The sequence below is a fragment of the Kosakonia sp. R1.Fl genome (assembly GCF_023516815.1).
Taxonomy (GTDB): domain Bacteria; phylum Pseudomonadota; class Gammaproteobacteria; order Enterobacterales; family Enterobacteriaceae; genus Kosakonia.
Map to the genome: position 1 here is coordinate 4,822,585 of NZ_JAMGSQ010000001.1, position 19,788 is coordinate 4,842,372.

The 19,788-nt window shown below is 56.3% G+C and carries 21 protein-coding genes; 12 read left to right on the forward strand and 9 right to left on the reverse strand.

Features of this window, described 5'->3' with window-relative positions; all coding sequences use genetic code 11:
• Positions 1-262 precede the first annotated feature (262 nt).
• Together M8Q36_RS22850 and M8Q36_RS22855 are read left to right on the forward strand one after the other, a co-directional pair.
• Positions 263-640 carry a hypothetical protein gene (locus M8Q36_RS22850; protein WP_249882491.1) on the forward strand — a complete coding sequence of 126 codons (378 nt, stop codon included), beginning with the start codon at positions 263-265 and terminating at the stop codon, positions 638-640.
• A complete protein-coding gene (locus tag M8Q36_RS22855; protein WP_249882492.1) occupies positions 603-1,325 on the forward strand; it encodes an ABC transporter ATP-binding protein in 723 nt (240 codons plus the stop codon). The genes M8Q36_RS22850 and M8Q36_RS22855 overlap by 38 nt, the downstream gene beginning before the upstream one ends.
• On the opposite strand, the gene bioD is transcribed toward M8Q36_RS22855, so the two are convergent.
• The 4 genes from bioD to bioB are packed head-to-tail and all read right to left on the reverse strand — an operon-like array spanning position 1,267 to position 4,909.
• Positions 1,267-1,989 carry a dethiobiotin synthase gene (gene bioD / locus M8Q36_RS22860; protein ID WP_249882493.1) on the reverse strand — a complete coding sequence of 241 codons (723 nt, stop codon included), beginning with the start codon at positions 1,987-1,989 and terminating at the stop codon, positions 1,267-1,269. The two genes, M8Q36_RS22855 and bioD, sit on opposite strands and share 59 nt — an antisense overlap.
• Positions 1,982-2,731 (reverse strand): malonyl-ACP O-methyltransferase BioC, encoded by a 750-nt coding sequence (bioC, locus tag M8Q36_RS22865; RefSeq protein WP_249882494.1) that lies wholly within the window; start codon positions 2,729-2,731, stop codon positions 1,982-1,984. Before bioC ends, bioD begins: the two co-directional genes overlap by 8 nt.
• Entirely contained in the window at positions 2,718-3,872 is a 1,155-nt protein-coding gene (bioF, locus tag M8Q36_RS22870; protein ID WP_249882495.1) for an 8-amino-7-oxononanoate synthase, read from the reverse strand. Before bioF ends, bioC begins: the two co-directional genes overlap by 14 nt.
• Complete coding sequence (gene bioB / locus M8Q36_RS22875; RefSeq protein ID WP_045514012.1) at positions 3,869-4,909, reverse strand: biotin synthase BioB; 1,041 nt, start codon at positions 4,907-4,909, stop codon at positions 3,869-3,871. Before bioB ends, bioF begins: the two co-directional genes overlap by 4 nt.
• An 86-nt stretch (positions 4,910-4,995) precedes the next feature.
• Between bioB and bioA the strand changes: the two genes are divergently transcribed.
• From bioA to M8Q36_RS22890, 3 genes are all read left to right on the forward strand, one after another.
• Positions 4,996-6,282, forward strand: a complete 1,287-nt coding sequence (gene bioA, locus M8Q36_RS22880; RefSeq protein ID WP_249882496.1) for an adenosylmethionine--8-amino-7-oxononanoate transaminase — start codon at positions 4,996-4,998, stop codon at positions 6,280-6,282.
• Positions 6,283-6,340: 58 nt separating this feature from the next.
• Entirely contained in the window at positions 6,341-6,817 is a 477-nt protein-coding gene (locus M8Q36_RS22885) for a kinase inhibitor (protein WP_097406847.1), read from the forward strand.
• 113 nt (positions 6,818-6,930) lie between these two features.
• Positions 6,931-8,214: a putative acyl-CoA thioester hydrolase gene (locus tag M8Q36_RS22890; RefSeq protein ID WP_249882497.1), complete on the forward strand. Its 1,284-nt coding sequence runs from the start codon at positions 6,931-6,933 to the stop codon at positions 8,212-8,214.
• Positions 8,215-8,274: 60 nt separating this feature from the next.
• Here M8Q36_RS22890 and pgl read toward each other — a convergent pair whose 3' ends face one another.
• Entirely contained in the window at positions 8,275-9,270 is a 996-nt protein-coding gene (pgl, locus tag M8Q36_RS22895; protein WP_249882498.1) for a 6-phosphogluconolactonase, read from the reverse strand.
• 156 nt (positions 9,271-9,426) lie between these two features.
• On the opposite strand from pgl, the gene M8Q36_RS22900 reads away from it, so the two are divergent.
• Positions 9,427-10,245: a pyridoxal phosphatase gene (locus M8Q36_RS22900; RefSeq protein WP_249882499.1), complete on the forward strand. Its 819-nt coding sequence runs from the start codon at positions 9,427-9,429 to the stop codon at positions 10,243-10,245.
• A gap of 109 nt (positions 10,246-10,354) precedes the next feature.
• Here the strand turns inward: M8Q36_RS22900 and modC are convergent, their stop codons facing one another.
• The 4 genes from modC to M8Q36_RS22920 all read right to left on the reverse strand — a co-directional run bounded on the left by modC (position 10,355) and on the right by M8Q36_RS22920 (position 13,210).
• On the reverse strand, positions 10,355-11,413 hold the full coding sequence (modC, locus tag M8Q36_RS22905) for a molybdenum ABC transporter ATP-binding protein ModC (RefSeq protein WP_249882500.1): 1,059 nt from the start codon (positions 11,411-11,413) through the stop codon (positions 10,355-10,357).
• Between the two features lie 3 nt (positions 11,414-11,416).
• Positions 11,417-12,106, reverse strand: coding sequence for a molybdate ABC transporter permease subunit (modB, locus tag M8Q36_RS22910; protein WP_017455973.1), 690 nt, complete (start codon positions 12,104-12,106; stop codon positions 11,417-11,419).
• Positions 12,103-12,879 (reverse strand): molybdate ABC transporter substrate-binding protein, encoded by a 777-nt coding sequence (gene modA / locus M8Q36_RS22915; protein WP_249882501.1) that lies wholly within the window; start codon positions 12,877-12,879, stop codon positions 12,103-12,105. The genes modB and modA overlap by 4 nt, the downstream gene beginning before the upstream one ends.
• Before the next feature lie 181 nt (positions 12,880-13,060).
• Entirely contained in the window at positions 13,061-13,210 is a 150-nt protein-coding gene (locus M8Q36_RS22920) for an AcrZ family multidrug efflux pump-associated protein (protein WP_017455971.1), read from the reverse strand.
• 164 nt (positions 13,211-13,374) lie between these two features.
• Here M8Q36_RS22920 and modE point away from each other — a divergent pair, with 164 nt between their 5' ends.
• The 6 genes from modE to galT all read left to right on the forward strand — a co-directional run bounded on the left by modE (position 13,375) and on the right by galT (position 19,786).
• Positions 13,375-14,163, forward strand: a complete 789-nt coding sequence (gene modE / locus M8Q36_RS22925; protein ID WP_249882502.1) for a molybdenum-dependent transcriptional regulator — start codon at positions 13,375-13,377, stop codon at positions 14,161-14,163.
• 67 nt (positions 14,164-14,230) lie between these two features.
• Positions 14,231-15,700 (forward strand): molybdate ABC transporter ATP-binding protein ModF, encoded by a 1,470-nt coding sequence (gene modF, locus M8Q36_RS22930; protein WP_249882503.1) that lies wholly within the window; start codon positions 14,231-14,233, stop codon positions 15,698-15,700.
• Between the two features lie 175 nt (positions 15,701-15,875).
• On the forward strand, positions 15,876-16,796 hold the full coding sequence (locus M8Q36_RS22935; RefSeq protein WP_249882839.1) for a DUF2167 domain-containing protein: 921 nt from the start codon (positions 15,876-15,878) through the stop codon (positions 16,794-16,796).
• Positions 16,797-16,799: 3 nt separating this feature from the next.
• On the forward strand, positions 16,800-17,495 hold the full coding sequence (locus tag M8Q36_RS22940; RefSeq protein WP_233500364.1) for a site-2 protease family protein: 696 nt from the start codon (positions 16,800-16,802) through the stop codon (positions 17,493-17,495).
• Between the two features lie 217 nt (positions 17,496-17,712).
• Positions 17,713-18,729 (forward strand): UDP-glucose 4-epimerase GalE, encoded by a 1,017-nt coding sequence (gene galE, locus M8Q36_RS22945; protein ID WP_200551620.1) that lies wholly within the window; start codon positions 17,713-17,715, stop codon positions 18,727-18,729.
• A 10-nt stretch (positions 18,730-18,739) separates the two neighbouring features.
• Positions 18,740-19,786, forward strand: coding sequence for a galactose-1-phosphate uridylyltransferase (galT, locus tag M8Q36_RS22950; RefSeq protein WP_249882504.1), 1,047 nt, complete (start codon positions 18,740-18,742; stop codon positions 19,784-19,786).
• The last annotated feature ends 2 nt before the right edge of the window (positions 19,787-19,788 follow it).

Genomic DNA, 19,788 nt, shown 5'->3' on the forward strand with positions numbered 1-19,788 from the left:
TTTCAGCGCGGACAAGATAAAACACTAACCCTTTCAGGTTATCCCCAAAATTTTTTCTCTTTTAACATTTGTCAAGCGAGCCTTTGAAAGTTTTGTGGCAGCGGGTGACACTTTTCTTACAGGCATTGCTTTTATATAACCAATTGATTATTAAGGTTAATTTCAAAAAGACGTGTTTAACACCAATTCAGGCGCAACCCGCGTCCTCTCTCGCTTGCCGCATGTTTTCTAACTCTAATACACAAGGTTATCCACAGGAATAGTGGATAACTGCCGCCAGGCCGGATACCTCGCCTTCCCGCCAAATCCCATTTTGTCCCAGGCGGGCGCCGCTAAAAATTTTTTATCTTTTCTTTTTGATAATTATCGGCAAACGAAACGCAGGATCCGCATGAGATCGTTCTCACAGTTCCAGCGATTGCTGCACCACAACTCAACACTGCAAGCACTGGCAAAGTGCAGAATTTTTACCTGGCTTCTTCCCTCCTTACGTTTTAAAAGCCACTTTTCTCAGCGGCATCCGAAAAAAAAGCCTTTTTTATGTTCTGGCAAGCCTTTTGCAGAATCATCAAAGTCATCAGAGCCGAAACAAGGAGCGGACAATGTTGAGCTTACGGGCAGTAAACCAGTATTACGGTAATCAGCATACATTGTGGAATGTCGACCTCGATTTATCCCCCGGGGTCTGCACATCCGTTATTGGGTTGCCAGGCATGGGCAAGACGACACTGGTGAATTGCATCACCGGCTATTTACCCATTGAAAGCGGCAGCATGATTTGGCAGGAAGCGGGCGCACCGCCGCGCGACTTGCTCTCTTTGCAAGCCGAACACCGCAGCGCCATCGGCATCAGCTATGTGCCGCAGGACAGGCGGATTTTTTCGCAACTCACCATTGAGGAAAATCTGCACGTCGCGATGCGCGCCGCCAGTGAACCGGGCAACGCAGTGCGGCGGGATATTTACGATTTGTTCCCTGAACTGTATGAACTGCGCCAGGTACGTGGCGCGGAGTTGTCAGAGGATAACCAACAACAACTGGCGATGGCGCGGGCGCTGGTTACGCACCCACGGCTGTTGATCCTTGATGAGCCAACGCGCGGTCTGGGGCAGGCTTTTATTCATAAACTGGGCAATTTGATCGTGCGGCTCAACCAGGAGTTTGGCATGACCATTTTGCTGGCTGAACAGCACTTATCATTTATTCGCCGGGTCGCCGACCGTTTCTGCCTGCTGCACCGCGGGCGCAATGTCGCACAGGGCGACGTTAAACTGCTTGATGATCCACTGCTCTCAAAGTGGATGACACCGGAGTCAGGACACTGAGATCAAGATAATGACCCGTTTTTTCTTTTTCCGGTGCGTGGGCAAACCAGGGAATTTCGCCAATCAGCGGAGCCTGCATCACGCGCCGAAGCGTTGCCAGATACTCCGGGTGTCGCCTGCCCGGCTGCACCACATCGTTAGCAATCCAGCCCGCCAGCCGTAACCCCGCCTGACGCACCGCTTGTGCGGTTAACATGGCATGGTTGATACAGCCAAGTTTTACGCCAACGACCAGAATCACCGGCAACTGCTCCTGCACCACCCAGTCGGCGAAAGTGAGCGTCTCTGAAAGCGGCGTAAACCAGCCCCCCGCCCCTTCCACCAATAGCCACTCCGCCTGTGTTTCCAGCGCGCGCAGCCCGGCGGACATCACCTGCGCATCAATGGGTTCACCCACATCGGCACTCACAATATGCGGTGATGTGGGTTCTGCGAAGGTATACGGATTGACGGTCTTATATGCCATCGGCAGGCTGCTGTGGTATTGCAGCGCCAGCGCATCGCTGTTGCGCAGCCCCTCTGCGGTCATCTCACTCCCGGAAGCCACCGGTTTATAACCCGCGCTGCGTAAACCACGCAGGTTCGCCGCTTGCAACAGTGCACAGCTGGCGACCGTTTTCCCGACTTCCGTATCCGTACCGGTCACAAAATAGCGTTCAATCACGGGCGATCACTCCCCAAAAAAGATGGTAAGTCAGCGGGCATTTGCCCTGCTGTTGCGGCCAGGCCAGCTGCAAGCGTTGCAGTTTGCCGCGTGTCAGCCCCTGCTGCCTGCCCGCGTGTAAATGTGTTGCGCCAATACCTTTTAGCGACCGCAGCGCCGCAGTGGCATCGTCAAAGTGCAAGGTTATCGTCTCGACGCCACTGCGCAGCCGCCAGCCACGCAAAGCCTGCCCGATGGCAGGCAAGGTTAAAAAACGGTTGGCGTGCGGATGGTCGTCAATCTCGCGCCACGCCTGGTTCAGCTCCGGCAGTGAGGCCGCGACGAGTGTCGTAAAAGCAACATAACCGCCGGGTTGAGTCACGCGATACAACTCCCCGACAGCCTGGCGCAAATCATCACACCACTGCACCGCCAGGTTGCTCCAGACCAGTGAAAATTGCGCATCCGCCAGCGGCATGGCTTCAATATCGCCTCTGACATAGCGCTGCGCGCTGTGCTGACGGCGCGCCTCATCGAGCATATTCGCCGAGAGATCCAACGCCGTTACCTCACCGCCCTGCCCGCGCCAGTAGCGGCTCATTGCGCCCGGTCCGCAACCGGCATCCAGCACCTGAGCAGGCGTGACAGCACCCAACTTAGATAACAGCAGATCGGCGCTCCGGCGCTGCAATTCGTCGTGCTGAGTGTAACTGTGCGCCGCGCGGCCAAAAGCAGCGGCGACCGCCTGTTTATTCACCGTCATGCAAAGCCTCCAGCAAACGGTCGATATCATCGAACTGGTGCTCTGCCGTCAGCGTCAGGCGCAAACGTGCCGTACCCGGCGGTACGGTGGGCGGTCTAATCGCTGTCACCCAACTGCCGCGCTGACGCAAGCGTTCCGCCAGTCGTAGTGCGCGGTTATTTTCACCCACAATCAGTGGCTGGATTGCGCTGGTAGAATCCGTCATTGTGACGGATTCATGTGCCACACTATGGCGAAAATGGGCAATCAGCGCCGCCAGCTTTTCACGCCGCGCATTGCCCTCGTCGCTACGAATAACCTGCAATGCCGCGCCAAGCGCCACCGCCTGCGCCGGGGGCATCGAGGTGCTGTAAATCAGGTGGCGGGCAAATTGCAGCAGGTAATCCGCCACCGTGTCGCTGCACAACACCGCCGCACCGCTGACGCCAAAACCTTTGCCGAAGGTCACCACCAGCACATGCGGCTTGATGCCCTGCAGGTGACAACTGCCGCGCCCCTGCTCGCCCACCACGCCAATGCCGTGGGCATCATCCACCATCAACCAGGCCCGCGCTTCTCGCGTGGCATCAGCAACCGCCAACAGCGGTGCGCTGTCGCCATCCATGCTGAAGACGCCCTCGGTAACCACCAGTTGCTGCCCGGCAAGCGGTTTTGCCAGCAGCGTGGTCAGTTGCCCGACATCGTTATGGGCGAAACGTCGCAGTTGCGCCGGGCTGTGGCTGGCGGCTTCCAGCAGTGATGCGTGGCTTAATTTGTCAGCGACAATCCTGTCCTCTTTGCCCGTCAGCGCAGCAATGACTGCCTGATTAGCGGCAAAACCTGAGATAAACAGCAACGCGCGCGAGTAACCAAGCCAGTCGGCCAGCGCCTCCTCCAGTTCCCGGTGCGCGGTGGTGTAGCCGCTGACATGACCGGAGCCACCGCTACCCACGCCATAACGTTCCGCGCCCTGTTGCCAGGCGCGGATCACGGCAGGATGTTGGCTTAAACCGAGGTAATCATTACTGGAGAAGTTGCAAAAGCGCTGCTCGCCAAGTGTGAGCCAGCGCCCCACGCCCTGCGAGACGGCACGCCTTGTGCGCAGCGCATCTGCCGCGCGACGCTCATCCAGAGCGGCATCAATACGCTGTTGCCAGCTCATACGGCTGCCGCGTTGTAATACTGGTCGGTATCGGCGTGTAACAACTGTTGCTCAAGCTGCTGTTGTTGCTCGTTGTCGCCGTTCAGCACCGCCGTCTGCTGCGGGTTCAGGCCGAGCTTACGGAACAGTTGCAGATCTTTATCCTCTTCCGGGTTCGGCGTGGTAAGCAGTTTGCAGCCGTAGAAAATGGAGTTCGCCCCGGCCATAAAGCACATCGCCTGAGTCTGCTCGTTCATCTGCTCGCGTCCGGCAGAAAGACGCACATGCGAGGTCGGCATCATGATGCGCGCAACCGCAATGGTGCGGATAAAGTCAAAGGCGTCGACGTCCTCGTTATCTGCCAGTGGCGTCCCTTTTACTTTGACCAGCATATTGATCGGCACGCTTTCCGGCGGTGTTGGCAGGTTCGCCAGTTGCAATAACAGACCGGCGCGATCGTTGACCGTTTCACCAAGACCAACAATGCCGCCGGAGCAAACTTTGATGCCCGCGTCGCGCACTTTATCCAGCGTGTCGAGGCGCTCCTGATAGGTGCGCGTGGTGATGATATTGCCGTAAAATTCCGGCGAGGTATCAAGATTGTGGTTGTAGTAATCCAGACCCGCAGAAGCCAGCCGCTGCGCCTGGTTTTCATTAAGCGTGCCGAGTGTCATGCAGGCTTCCAGCCCCAGCGCTTTTACCCCTTCGACCATTTTTTCGAGGTAGGGCATATCGCGATCGTGCGGGTTTTTCCACGCCGCGCCCATGCAGAAACGCGTCGATCCCGCGCGTTTCGCCTGGCGGGCGGATTCCAGCACCTGTTCAACTTCCATTAACCGTTCGGACTCCAGCCCGGTTTTATACCGCGCGCTCTGCGGGCAGTATTTGCAATCTTCCGGGCAGGCACCGGTTTTAATCGACAGCAAGGTGCTGACCTGAACCTGGCGCGGATCGAAATGCTGGCGGTGGACCTGCTGCGCTTCAAACAGCAGTTCAAGGAGGGGTTTTTCAAACAGCGCGGTCACTTGCGACATTGTCCAGCGTGCGTGGTGAGCCATCGGGCATCTCCAAAGGGTGTTGTAAAATCGTTATTCGGTGTAGACTCGTAAACCTAAAACTTTTTAATTTGGTTTACAAGTCGATTATGACCCTGGACGATCTCGCCTTTGACACGCGACATATCTGGCACCCTTACACCTCCATGACCTCCCCGCTGCCGGTTTATCCGGTGCAGTCCGCACAAGGTTGCGAGCTGATACTCAGCAGCGGCGAACATCTGATTGACGGCATGTCCTCCTGGTGGGCGGCAATTCACGGCTACGGGCACCCGGCGATTAACGCGGCGATGAAAGCGCAAATCGATGCGGTATCCCACGTGATGTTTGGCGGCATCACTCACCCGCCAGCGATTGACCTGTGCCGCAAGCTGGTGGCGATGACGCCGGAAGCGCTGGAGTGCGTCTTTCTGGCCGACTCCGGCTCCGTGGCGGTGGAAGTGGCGATGAAGATGGCGCTGCAATACTGGCAGGCGAAAGGCGAGCCGCGACAGCGTTTTCTCACCTTCCGTAACGGTTATCACGGCGACACGTTTGGCGCGATGTCGGTCTGCGATCCGGATAACTCCATGCACAGCCTGTGGAAAGGCTATTTGCCGGAAAACCTGTTTGCGCCCGCGCCGCAAAGCCGCTTTGACGGCGAATGGGACGAGCGTGACATGGTAGCCTTCGCACGCCTGATGGCGGCGCATCGCCACGAAATAGCAGCAGTGATCCTCGAACCTATTGTTCAGGGCGCGGGCGGCATGCGTATCTATCACCCGGAGTGGCTAAAGCGGGTGCGCAGGATGTGCGACCGGGAAGGCATTCTGTTGATTGCCGATGAAATCGCCACCGGCTTTGGTCGCACCGGCAAGCTGTTTGCCTGCGAACATGCCGGGATCGCCCCGGACATTCTGTGTCTTGGCAAAGCGCTGACCGGCGGCACAATGACGCTTTCGGCAACGCTCACCACGCGCAACGTCGCTGAAACCATCAGCAACGGCGAAGCAGGCTGCTTTATGCACGGCCCAACATTTATGGGCAACCCACTGGCCTGCGCGGCCGCCAACGCCAGCCTGACCATATTGCAACAAGGTGCATGGCAAGCTCAGGTGGCGGCGATTGAAGCGCAGTTAAACGCGGAGCTGGCACCCGCGCGCGAAGCGGCCAATGTCGCCGATGTGCGCGTGCTGGGAGCCATCGGCGTGGTGGAAACCCGCTCGCCAGTCAATATGGCGGCGCTACAACGCTTCTTTGTTGAACAAGGCGTGTGGGTGCGCCCGTTTGGCCGGCTTATCTACCTGATGCCGCCCTATATCATCACCCCGGAGCAGCTCTCGCGTCTGACCCGCGCCGTCAATGCCGCCGTGCTGCGCGATGAGCTTTTTGCCTGAGATTTTGCCGGGGATCGGCTACACTTCCCGGCACGCATGAAAAGCAGAAGGAGTGCATATGAAGTTGGTCAGCCATGATTTACGCGACGGCGAAAAGCTGCCGCATCGCCAGGTGTTCAACGGTATGGGCTACGACGGCGACAATATCTCCCCGCATCTGGCGTGGGATGAGGTTCCTGCCGGCACCAAAAGTTTTGTTGTGACCTGCTACGATCCGGATGCGCCGACAGGTTCCGGCTGGTGGCACTGGGTAGTCGCGAACCTTCCCGCTGATACACGCGTGCTGCCGCAAGGCGCCGGTTCCGGTCTGGCGCCATTACCGGATGGCGCGGTGCAGACACGCACCGATTTTGGCAAAGCCGGTTACGGCGGTGCCGCACCGCCGAAAGGCGAAACCCACCGTTATATCTTTACCGTCTATGCGCTGGACGTAGAGCGCATTGAGGTCGATGAAAACGCCAGCGGCGCGATGGTCGGTTTTAACGTCCATTTCCATACGCTATCCAGCGCCTCAATTACCGCCCTTTTTAGCTAAAAAGAAGGGATTTACAGCCGATTGTACAAATCGGCTTCCCGTTTCGCTCAACTTAGTATAAAAAAGCAGGCTTTGACGTCCTCTTTCAACTTTTGCATAGTCTGGAGCTCCCCTTGAACACATCATCGGTTTCCCGTCTGGCGCTGGCGCTCGCTTTTGGCGTGACACTGACCGCCTGTAGCTCAACCCCGCCGGCGGAACGTCCGTCTGAACAGAAAGCGCCTGGCACCGTCGCGCGCCCAATCCTCAGCGCAGGTGAAGCGAAAAACTTTGTAGCGGACCGCTATTTTACCGCCATGACGCCGGATAACGCGGCATGGAAACCGGTCGCCATCCGTCTGCCGGAAAAAGCGAACTTCGTGGTCGGCCCGGCCGGTACGCCGGGTGTGACGCACACCACCATTCAGGCAGCGGTAGACGCGGCAATCAACAAACACGCCAGCGATCGTCAGTACATCGCGGTGATGCCGGGTGAATATGAAGGTACGGTTTATGTGCCTGCCGCGTCCGGCAGCGTGACCATTTACGGTACCGGCGAGAAAGCGCTGGATGTGAAAATCAAACAGGCTATTGATGCCGAAATGGACCCGAACAGCTGGCGTCGTCTGGTCAATCCGTCGGGCAAATACATGCCGGGCAAACCGGCGTGGTATATGTTTGATAACTGCCAGAGCAAGCGTACTGCCACTGTTGGCGTAATGTGTTCTGCGGTCTTCTGGTCACAAAATAACGGTCTGCAACTGCAAAACCTGACCATTGAAAATACGCTGGGTGACAGCGTTGACGCGGGTAACCACCAGGCGGTGGCGCTGCGCAGCGATGGCGATAAGGTGCAGATCAACAACGTCAATATTCTGGGTCGCCAGAACACCTTCTTTGTTACCAACAGCGGCGTGGATAACACCCTGCGTACCGATCGCCAGACCCGTACGCTGGTGACCAACAGCTATCTTGAAGGCGATGTCGATATCGTGGCCGGTCGCGGCGCGGTGGTGTTTGATAACACCGACTTCCGCGTAGTGAACTCGCGCACCCAGCAGGAAGGTTATGTGTTCGCACCAGCCACCCTGTCTAACCTTTATTACGGTTTCCTCGCCGTGAACAGCCGCTTTAACGCCGCCGGTAACGGTGTTGCGCAGCTCGGCCGTTCACTGGACGTTGATGGCAACACCAACGGTCAGGTGGTGATCCGCGATAGCGTGATCAACGAAGGCTTTAACGTGGCGAAACCGTGGGCTGATGCCGCTGTTTCCGGTCGTGGCTATGCCGGTAACACCGGAACCGTTGACGATAAAGGCAACGTGCAGCGCGAGCTGAACAACCCGCAGTTCAACCGCATGTGGGAGTTCAACAACCGCGGCGTTGGCAGCCAGGTTGTGGCGATGCCGAAAAAATAAGCCGCTCCTGATAAGAAAAAACCTCGCCGTGGCGAGGTTTTTTATGTGCGAAATACCGCATCAGAAGGCGTTAACCACCACCCACATCGGCCCCTGACCTACCGCATAGCGGGATTTCTCGGTCAGCAACCCTTGCTCGCCGCTGATCTCGTACACCGCAATGTGGTGCGATTTCTGCCCGGCGGCAATCAGGTATTGACCGCGATTATCAATATTGAAGCCGCGCGGCTGCGTTTCCGTTGGCTGGAAACCTTCGATCGCCAGCACGCTACCATCTTCCGAAACGCTGAACACGGTGATAATGCTGGCGGTGCGATCGCAGGTATAAAGATGGCGGCCATCCGGCGTGATGTGAATATCCGCCGCCCAGCGCGTATCGCTGAAATCCGTAGGCATCATATCCAGCGTCTGCACACACTCGATGTTGCCGTGCGCATCGCTGAGCTGCCAGACATCGACTGAACCGTTGAGTTCATTGACGCAGTAGGCAAAACGCTGGTTCGGGTGAAACGCCATATGGCGCGGGCCAGCGCCCTCAACGGTGGTGACCTCCGCTGGCTCCTGCGCCGTCAGATTGCCGTCATCGGCCAGCGTAAACAGGCAGATACGATCCTGTTTCAGTGCCGGTGTCCACAGAGTGCGGTTGTCCGGGGAGATATTCGCCGAGTGGCACCCTTCCAGCCCTTCCACCACGTCAACCGTCCCGGTCGGCAGGCCATCCTCCAGACGGACAACACTCACACTGCCCGCGTTGTAGGACGCGCTGAACAGGAAGCGCCCGCTGCGATCGGTCGAAATATGCGTCGGGCTGCCCGGCAGCGGAGATTCCGCCGCGAAAGTCAGAGCGCCATCATCCGGCGCGATGCGATAGGCGATAACGCGAAATTCAGGGCGAACCCCGACATAGAGGTAACGTTTATCCGGGCTGACGACCATCGGCTGCACCTGGCCTGGCACATCCACCACCTGGACAAGTGTCAGGCTACCTTCAGAGTTCAGGCGCCAGACGTGGATCTGCTGACTTTCCGGGCTGGCGGTATAAACGGTTTGTTTCATGAACGCTCCTTTCCTCTAATTCTTTTTTGCATTAAGTAACCAGGATAGCTGCTTTTGTTGGTTGATGCTGAATTTTACCCGCAGATTTTGCGCAGCCGGTGACCCGGTGTACCATCCCCGGACATTTGAATTTCAACATCGACCACGGAATACGATATGACTTCGCGCGTGATTGCACTGGATTTAGACGGTACGCTACTGACCCCGAAAAAAACGCTTCTGCCCTCATCCCTTGAAGCGCTGGCTCGCGCAAAAGCCGCCGGACATCAACTCATTATTGTGACCGGTCGGCATCATGTTGCCATCCACCCTTTTTATCAGGCACTGGCGCTGGATACACCTGCAATTTGCTGTAATGGCACTTATTTGTATGATTATCATGCAAAAAAAGTGTTAAGCGCCGATCCGTTACCTGTTTCGCAGGCGCAGCAGTTGATCACACTGCTTGATGAGCACGCGGTTCACGGCCTGATGTACGTCGACAACGCTATGCTGTATGAAAAGCCAACCGGCCATGTTGAGCGCACTAACACCTGGGCGCAACAGTTGCCGCCAGAACAGCGCCCGGTCTTCCGGCAAGTGTCTTCACTGCGCACAGCGGCACAGGAGGTTGAGGCGATCTGGAAATTCGCGCTCACCGATACCGACACGCAGAAACTGAAAAATTTTGCCCACCACGTGGAGCAAACGCTGGGGCTGGAGTGCGAATGGTCATGGCATGATCAGGTCGATATCGCCCGCGCGGGCAACAGCAAAGGCAAACGTCTGAGCGAATGGGTGGCGTCACAGGGGCTATCGATGAAGGACGTGGTGGCGTTTGGTGATAACTATAACGATATCAGCATGCTGGAAGCCGCTGGTGTTGGCGTGGCGATGGGCAATGCCGACGACGCGGTAAAAGCCCATGCTAACGTGGTGATTGGCGACAACACCGCCGACAGCATTGCGCAATTTATCTACAAAGAACTGCTGTAAACCCCCGCCCGGTTCGCCGGGTGAAAAGCTTATGCCCCTGTGTCAGGGGCTAATACCAGGCGCGGGCTGATGACCGCCCACAATGCATCGCAGGCGGCGCATCCGGCGATCAGGCGGTTATCGACACACTTTTGATTTGCGCATATAACCACTGGCCAGGCTTCACGGCCAGCTCGTCTCTGGCCCAGGGACTGATGCGCGCCCACAGGGTGCGGCTGCCAACTTCCAGTTGCACTTCCACCTGGCCGTCGATATCAAAACATTGCGCCACTTTCGCACGCAGAATATTACGGATACTGGTATTCATTGGCGGTTGCAGTACCAGCGAAACATCGGTCGCCTGAATACGGATCCGCAGCGCACTTTGCAGCGGAAGGTCGACCTTATTAACCCAAATATGCTGATCACCAAGCGCCAGCGCCGACATCGCATAGTGCGGATGGTGCTCCAGCACCACCACTTTCAACACGCTACTTTGCTGCTCCGCCGGTAACCACGGGTTCATCACGCGGCTGCCCCAGACATCTTCCAGGCTGCCGAAGGCTTTCACTTCTCCCGCCTCCAGCACCATCACTTTATCTGCCAGATGCAGGATTTCATCCAGGGAGTGGCTGACGTACAGCATCGGAATATTGATCTCGCGCGCCAGTCGTTGCAGGTACGGCAGCAGCTCGCGCTTACGCGGAATATCCAGCGACGCCAGCGGTTCATCCAGCAGCAGCAATTCCGGCGCGGTTAACAGCGCACGGCCAATCGCCACCCGCTGCTTTTCGCCACCGGAAAGCCCGCCGGGTAAACGATCCAGCAACGGTTCAATACCGAGTAATGCCACCAGCTTGTCGAACTGGCCAGCCATAGATTTGGCCATGCCGTAACGCAGATTGCCGCGCACTTTGTAATGCGGAAACAGCCGCGCATCCTGGAAAACATAGCCGACACGCCGCTTCTCCGGCGGCAGGCAAATCTTGCTTTCGGTATCAAACAGCACGCGATTATTCAGCGCTATCCGCCCTTGCTGCGGATGAGTAAGGCCGCCAATCGCGTTGATTAACGAGGTTTTCCCGGCACCCGAAACGCCAAAAATCGCGGTGATGCCGCTGGCGGGCAGCTTTTCAGCAATGCGTAAGCGATGCGTACCCAGCGTCTGGGTGAAATTGAGCTCCAGCATGACTTACCTCCCTGTCCTTTCGCGGCTAATGCGGGCCAGCCATTCGGAAACCAACAGCGAAACCAGTGCCAGTACGATCGAGATAATACATAACCGCGCCGCCGCGCCTTCACCGCCGGGCGTCTGAATCAAGGTGTACATCGCAGAGGGAATGGTGCGGGTTTCGCCAGGAATATTGGAAACGAAGGTGATCGTCGCGCCGAATTCACCCAGTGAACGGGCAAAGGCCAGCACCGTGCCGACGATAATCCCCGGCAAGGTAAGCGGTAACGTGATGGTGAGAAAAACGCGCCAGCGCCCGGCACCTAACGTGCGGGCTGCCTGCTCCAGTTTGGTATCCACGCTCTCCAGCGCCAGACGGATGGCGCGCACCATCAGCGGGAACGACATCACCGCGGCGGCCAACACCGCGCCACGCCAGCTAAAGGCGAAGGTGATGCCAAACCAGTCATACAGCCACTGACCAATGAAACCGCGTCGCCCCATCGCCACCAGCAGCAAATACCCCACCACCACCGGCGGCAGCACCAGCGGTAGATGCAACAAACTGTCGAGCAGCGCTTTGCCAGGAAACGTGCAGCGCACCAGCAGCCAGGCAAAGAAGATCCCAAACGGCAAACTGAAAACCACTGCCAGGGATGAGACTTTCAGGCTCAGCAATACCGCCTGCCATTCGGGATCCGTCAATATCATTCGTGCGTTGTAAATCCGTAACGTTTAAAGATTTCAGAAGCCTGCGGGCCTTTCAGGTAGTCATAAAACGCCGTTACCGTCGCGTTTTTATGACCGTCGATAATAGCCAGCGGGTACTCAACTTTTTGGTGTGAATCTTCCGGGAAGGTCCCGACCACTTTCACTCCTTTACTGGCAACCGCGTCAGAGCCGTAGACAATGCCAAGCGGCGCTTCGCTGCGCTCCACCAGCGCCAGCGCACCGCGCACATCTTCCGCCGGAGCCAGCTTCGGCGACAGGGTTTCCCATGCGCCCAGTTTGGTCAATGCTTCTTTGGCATAAATCCCCGCCGGAACATGTTCCGGGTCGCCAACGGCCAGACGTCCGCCTTTCAGCAGACTGTTCCAGTCGGTTTTAGCATTAATGACGATATCGCCCTGCGCACTGCTTTTGGGAGCCACAACCACCAGGCTGTTACCGAGCAGTGTTGCGCGGGTTGCGGTATCGATAGATTTTTTCTCTACCGCGTAATCCATCCATTTCTGATCGGCAGAAATGAACAGATCCGCCGGCGCTCCCGCTTCAATCTGGCGCGCCAGAGTAGAAGAAGAAGCAAACGAGGAGACCACCTCGACGTTTTTCTCTTTTTTATAGGCCGCCGCGACATCCTGCATTGCGTTGGTCAGTGATGCTGCTGCAAAAACGGTAATTTTACCTTCATCCGCCAGAACATGCCCGGCAACGGAGAGCGTTAATGTCGCCCCGGCAAAAAGGCGTAACCCTGTACGTGTCATTAGGAACTCCTGTGAGTGTCGTTATATACGTAAAAACATAACGATATTACCAGAGTTTCCCGGCGGTTAGGTAATACCCATCAAGAATTAGCAACCTATTTACATATATCGGCAGGAAGTGAGGAGATCTTGAATATCTGAAAGATAAACGCCCGCGAAAGCGGGCGTTTGCAAGAGAGGATCAGCGTTGCTGACGGCTTTGGTCGCGGCGACCGACGCCGGAAAACACGTTAAACACTTCACCCAGGCCATAAATCAGCCCCAGGATAATCGCCATCACGACAGGCACCATGACGACGGCAAACACCAGGCTTTTCAACAACTCAAACATAGTCGTCTCCGGAAATTGTGAACGGGGCATTCTAGCCTGATTCAGGTGAAAAACACTCGCCTTTTGTGCGATTCGCCTCGCAGCTTTACACGCATTCACCCGCATCAGGCTAGGCGTAGTGACGGTTTTCCTTCACAATAGTTCTTTTGCCAGGACATTGCGTAATGCAGGCTGAAATTCTTCTCACACTCAAACTCCAGCAGCGTCTATTTGCCGATCCGCGCCGCATCTCCCTCCTCAAGCAGATTGTGGAAACCGGCTCTATCAGCCAGGGCGCGAAGAACGCAGGCATCAGTTATAAAAGCGCCTGGGACGCCATTAATGAGATGAACCAACTCAGTGAACAAACGCTGGTTGAACGCGCGACCGGTGGTAAAGGCGGCGGTGGTGCGGTGGTGACGCGCTACGGGCAGCGCCTGATTCAGCTTTACGATCTGTTGGCGCAAATCCAGCAAAAAGCCTTTGATGTGCTGAGTGACGATGACGCCCTGCCGTTAAACAGCCTGCTGGCGGCGATTTCGCGTTTCTCGTTGCAGACCAGCGCGCGCAATCAGTGGTTTGGCACCATCACAGCGCGCGACCACAACCACGTGCAGCAACATGTCGACGTGCTGCTGGCGGACGGTGAAACCCGTCTCAAAGTTGCGATTACCGCGCAAAGCGGCGAACGCCTGGGCCTTGATGAAGGCAAAGAGGTGCTGGTGCTGCTGAAAGCGCCGTGGGTGAGCATCACGCAGGATGCCAAACGCGCCGCGCAGGCCGATAACCAACTGACCGGGCGCATCAGCCATATTGAGCGCGGCGAGCAGCAAAGTGAGGTGCTGATGACGCTGCCTGACGGCCAGTTGCTCTGCGCCACCGTGCCGACGCAAGAGATAGATAATTTGCAGGAACAGAGCGAAGTGACCGCATATTTTAATGCCGATCGCGTGATTATCGCCACGTTATGCTAATCGCATTGACAAGCTAGCCCATTGCACGTATCCCTGAGTTTCTACGCTGCAAAAAATGGGATACATAATGTCATCATTGCAAATTTCGCAAGGTACGTTTCGTCTTAGCGACACCCGCACGCTGCACATTGAACACTTAGCGCTACGCGCTGGCGAAAGCTGGGCTTTTGTCGGCGCGAATGGCAGCGGCAAGTCAGCGCTGGCTCGCGCGCTGGCGGGGGAGTTGACCTTACTGAAAGGTGAACGCCAGTGTCAGTTTACCCGCCTCACCCGCCTCTCTTTCGAGCAGTTGCAAAAGCTGGTCATCGACGAGTGGCAGCGCAATAACACCGATATGCTCAGCCCCGACGAAGAGGATACCGGGCGTACTACCGCCGAGATTATTCAGGATGAAGTGCAAGACGCGCAGCGCTGCGCACAACTGGCGGCGCAGTTTGGCATCTCGCATCTGCTGGAGAGACGCTTTAAATACCTTTCGACCGGCGAAACCCGGAAAACGCTGCTGTGCCAGGCCCTGATGACCGAACCGGATTTACTGATCCTTGATGAGCCTTTTGACGGGCTTGATGTCCATTCACGCCAGCAACTGGCAGAACTGCTCGCGCGCCTCAATGCCGACGGCTTTACGCTGGTGCTGGTGCTGAACCGCTTTGATGAGATCCCGGACTTCGTACAACACGCCGGGGTTCTGGTGGATTGCTCGCTCACAGAGACCGGAGAAAAAGCAGCGCTGTTGCAACAAGCGCTAATCGCCCAGTTAGCCCACAGCGAAAAATTATCCGGTATCACGTTGCCGGAACCGGATGCGCCGCCCGCACGTGAAACATTAAACGCAGACGCGCCGCTTATTGTGCTGAACGATGGCGTCGTCTCTTATAACGACCGGCCAATCATCGATCACCTTTCATGGTCGGTAAAGCCCGGCGAGCACTGGCAGATCGTCGGCCCGAACGGCGCGGGCAAATCGACACTATTAAGCCTGATAACCGGCGATCATCCGCAGGGCTACAGCAACGATTTGACCCTGTTTGGCCGTCGTCGCGGCAGCGGTGAAACCATCTGGGATATCAAAAAGCATATTGGCTATGTCAGCAGCAGCTTGCATCTGGATTACCGCGTCAGCACCAACGTGCGCAATGTGATCCTCTCTGGCTATTTCGACTCGATTGGTATTTACCAGGCCGTTTCGGATAAGCAGCACAAACTGGCACAGCGCTGGCTGGATATTTTAGGTTTCGATGCACGCACCGCCGACGCGCCGTTTAGTAGCCTCTCCTGGGGTCAGCAGCGGCTGGCGCTGATTGTGCGTGCGCTGGTCAAGCACCCAACGCTGCTCATTCTTGATGAACCGTTACAGGGTCTTGATCCTTTAAACCGCCAGCTTATTCGCCGCTTTGTTGATGTATTAATTAGCGAAGGCGAAACCCAACTGTTATTTGTTTCGCACCACGCCGGAGACGCGCCCGCTTGTATTACCCACCGGCTTGAATTTGTACCAGAGGGCGACGGATATCGTTATCAACTTACACCACAATAATTAGGGGGATGGTTCCATTTCGCCGGATATGATGTAATAGCCCCGCTTTAAATAAGCAACATAATAACGATCTCTGACTGGTCAGTTGGCAACATAAAATTGTCGGCGGCCAGTTTTTGTTATGGCAAGAAAAAAGCCCGTCGATGGACGCCGGGTAAAAAATTACGGGACTATGATGAATCAATTCCTCCGCATGACCCGCGCCATTTCTCTGGCTGCGGCGCTGTTACTGGGTTTCTGCAGTGCCGCTGTCGCCGATGAGAATGCGCAAACACCCGCCTCCGGTCAGGAAGCACAATTAAAGCAAGCCGTTGAAAATATGCAGCGAGCCAGTATTCACGGCCCGCATAAAATTGATCTCGGTAATCAGGCGATTCTGAACCTGCCTGAAGGTTTTGCTTATATTCCGTCGCAGCAGGCAGCGGTATTTATGCGCGCGCTGGGTAACCATGTTGATAACAACTCATTTTATGGTCTGGTATTCAGTAATGATATTTCTGGCTTTGTTTCTATTGAATATGCCGACGCCGGTTATATCAAAGATGACGATGCCAAAGACTGGGATGCCGACGAACTGCTGAGTAATTTGCAGGAAGGCACCAAAGCGGGCAATAAAGAGCGTAGCGAAAAAGGCATCCCGCCAATTGAGGTATTGGGTTGGGTAGAAAAACCCACCTACGAGGCGGCCACGCATCGCCTGATTTGGTCTGCGGCTATCCGAGATATTGGCAGCAACGTGCCGGAAAAAGAGCAAGGTGTTAACTACAACACCTACCTGCTGGGTCGGGAAGGTTATCTGTCGTTAAACCTGGTGACCGATCGCGGCACCGTTGAGCAGGAAAAACCGTTCGCCAAAACGTTACTCAACGCCGTGACCTTTAACGACGGCAAAAAATACAGCGACTTTAATGCCTCTACCGACAAGATTGCCGAATATGGGCTGGCGGCGCTGATTGGTGGGCTGGCAGCGAAAAAATTGGGTCTGCTGGCACTTATCGGTGTGACGCTGCTGAAGTTCTGGAAACTTGGCCTGATCGCCGTGGCGGCATTCGGCATGGGTGTGAAAAAAATACTGTTTCGCAAAAAAGTCGAGTAAACCATGAGCATGCTCTTGCTGCTGCTTAAAGGGGCAAGCCTCGGGAAGTTTTTCCTTTCCGGGGCCACCATGCTGCTGTCGATCGCCACCTACGCGCTCGCCTTCGGCTGGCCGTATGCGACGGGGTTTGTGGTGCTGCTGTTTTGCCATGAGCTGGGGCATTATCTGGCGGCGCGTCAACGCGGGTTAGCGACGGGATTACCGATGTTTATCCCCTTCGTGGGTGCCTGGATCACGTTGAAAGATGAACTGCCAGATGCGGAAACCGAAGCCTGGGTCGGCATTGCCGGCCCGCTGCTCGGCTCGCTTGCCGCCCTCGGTTGTTACTATCTGGCGGAGTATTTCCACAGTTCGCTATTGATGGCGGTGGCCTATTCAGGTTTTGTGCTTAATCTGTTTAACCTGATCCCCGTGCCGCCGCTGGATGGCGGGCGCATTACGGTCGCCATTTCGCGCAAGATCTGGTATCTGGGCATTCCCGTACTGCTGGGTTTCTTTTACCTTCACCCAAGCCCGCTGTTACTGCTGGTGTGCTTTCTCGCGGCATCACAAATATGGGCGCGGCGCCATGATCAACCGAATCTCGACACGCTGACCCCTGGCAAACGTCTGGAATATACGCTTTTGTACTTCGGGCTGATTGCCTGGCTCTCCCTGATGACTTATAACCTCCACGAGGCGTTATCCGGCTTTCGCTGACGCCGCCTGCGTTGCTGCACCGCAGTGACACCATTTTTAAGACTTTTTACTTGCGTCGGACGAACCCCGCTATTGCGGGGTTTTTCTGGCGTTTACCCCACAAACCGGCTGGCAGAAAATTGAGTGTAAACGATTCCACTAATTTATCCCATGTCACAGTTTTCACCTCTCTGTTATGCTAAGGTTTGTTCATATCAAATGCTTTATGGAGGGAAATATGCGAGTTCTGGTTACAGGTGGTAGCGGTTACATTGGAAGCCATACCTGCGTCCAACTGCTGCAAAACGGCCACGACGTTATCATCCTCGACAATCTCTGTAACAGTAAGCGCAGCGTGCTCAATGAGATCGAGCGTTTTGGCGGAAAAAGCGCGCTGTTCGTCGAAGGCGACATTCGCGATGAAGCGCTGCTTGCGGAGATCCTGCACGATCACGCCATTGAAGCGGTGATTCACTTCGCCGGGCTGAAAGCCGTTGGCGAATCTGTGGCGAAGCCGCTGGAGTATTACGACAACAACGTCAACGGCACGTTGCGCCTGATTAACGCGATGCGCGCCGCGAATGTGAAAAACTTCATTTTCAGCTCCTCCGCCACCGTTTACGGGGACCAGCCGAAAATCCCTTACGTGGAAAGCTTCCCGACCGGCACGCCGCAAAGTCCCTATGGTAAAAGCAAGCTGATGGTGGAACAGATCCTCACCGACCTGCAAAAAGCGCAGCCGGAGTGGAGCATTGCGCTGCTGCGCTACTTCAACCCGGTTGGCGCACATCCGTCAGGCGATATGGGCGAAGATCCGCAGGGCATCCCGAACAATCTGATGCCGTATATCGCCCAGGTTGCGGTTGGCCGCCGCGATTCGCTGGCAATTTTCGGCAGTGATTACCCGACGCCAGACGGCACCGGCGTGCGTGATTACATCCACGTGATGGATCTGGCGGACGGGCATGTTGCGGCCATGCAACAACTGGCCGGGAAGCCGGGCGTGCATATTTATAACCTCGGCGCGGGCGTCGGCAGCAGCGTGCTGGATGTGGTGAACGCCTTCAGTAAAGCCTGCGGCAAACCGGTGGCCTGGCACTATGCGCCGCGCCGCGAGGGCGATCTCCCGGCTTACTGGGCCGATGCCAGCAAAGCAGATAAGGAGCTGAACTGGCGCGTAACCCGTACGCTTGACGAAATGGCAGAAGATACCTGGCGCTGGCAGTCACGCCACCCGCAGGGCTATCCCGATTAAAGGAATGGTAATGACGCAATTTAATCCGGTCGATCACCCGCATCGCCGTTATAACCCGCTGACCGACCAGTGGATCCTGGTTTCTCCGCACCGGGCAAAACGCCCCTGGCAAGGGGCGCAAGAGACGCCTGCGAAACAAACCCTGCCGGCGCACGATCCGGACTGTTTCCTCTGCCCGGGCAATACCCGCGTAACCGGGGATAAAAATCCGGATTACACCAGCACTTATGTGTTCACTAACGACTTCGCCGCGTTGATGACCGATACGCCAGACGCGCCGGTAAGCGACGATCCACTGATGCGCAGCCAGAGTGCGCGCGGCACCAGCCGGGTGATTTGTTTCTCGCCGGATCACAGCAAAACGCTGCCGGAACTGAGTGTCGATGCGCTGGAAGCGGTGGTGAAAACCTGGCAACAGCAAACCGCTGAGCTGGGTCAGCAGTACCCGTGGGTACAGGTGTTTGAAAATAAAGGTGCGGCGATGGGTTGTTCCAACCCGCATCCGCACGGGCAAGTCTGGGCCAACAGCTTCCTGCCGAATGAAGTGGATCGTGAAGATCGCCTGCAACGTAACTATTTCGCCCGGTATCACTCCCCGATGTTGCTGGACTACGCAAAGCGCGAGCTGAACGATGGCAGCCGTACCGTGGTGGAAACGGAGCACTGGCTGGCAGTCGTTCCTTACTGGGCGGCGTGGCCGTTTGAAACCTTGCTGCTGCCGAAAGCGCAAGTACAGCGCATCACTGATTTAAGCGATGAACAGCGCCGCGATTTAGCGCTGGCATTGAAAAAACTGACCAGCCGTTATGACAACCTGTTCCAGTGCTCGTTCCCCTACTCGATGGGCTGGCACGGCGCGCCATTTAACGGCGAAGAGAATGACCACTGGCAACTGCACGCGCATTTTTACCCGCCGCTGCTGCGCTCCGCCACGGTGCGTAAATTTATGGTCGGCTATGAAATGCTGGCCGAAACCCAGCGTGACCTGACGGCAGAACAAGCCGCCGAACGTCTGCGCGCGGTCAGTGATATCCATTTTCGCGAATCCGGAGAATAACA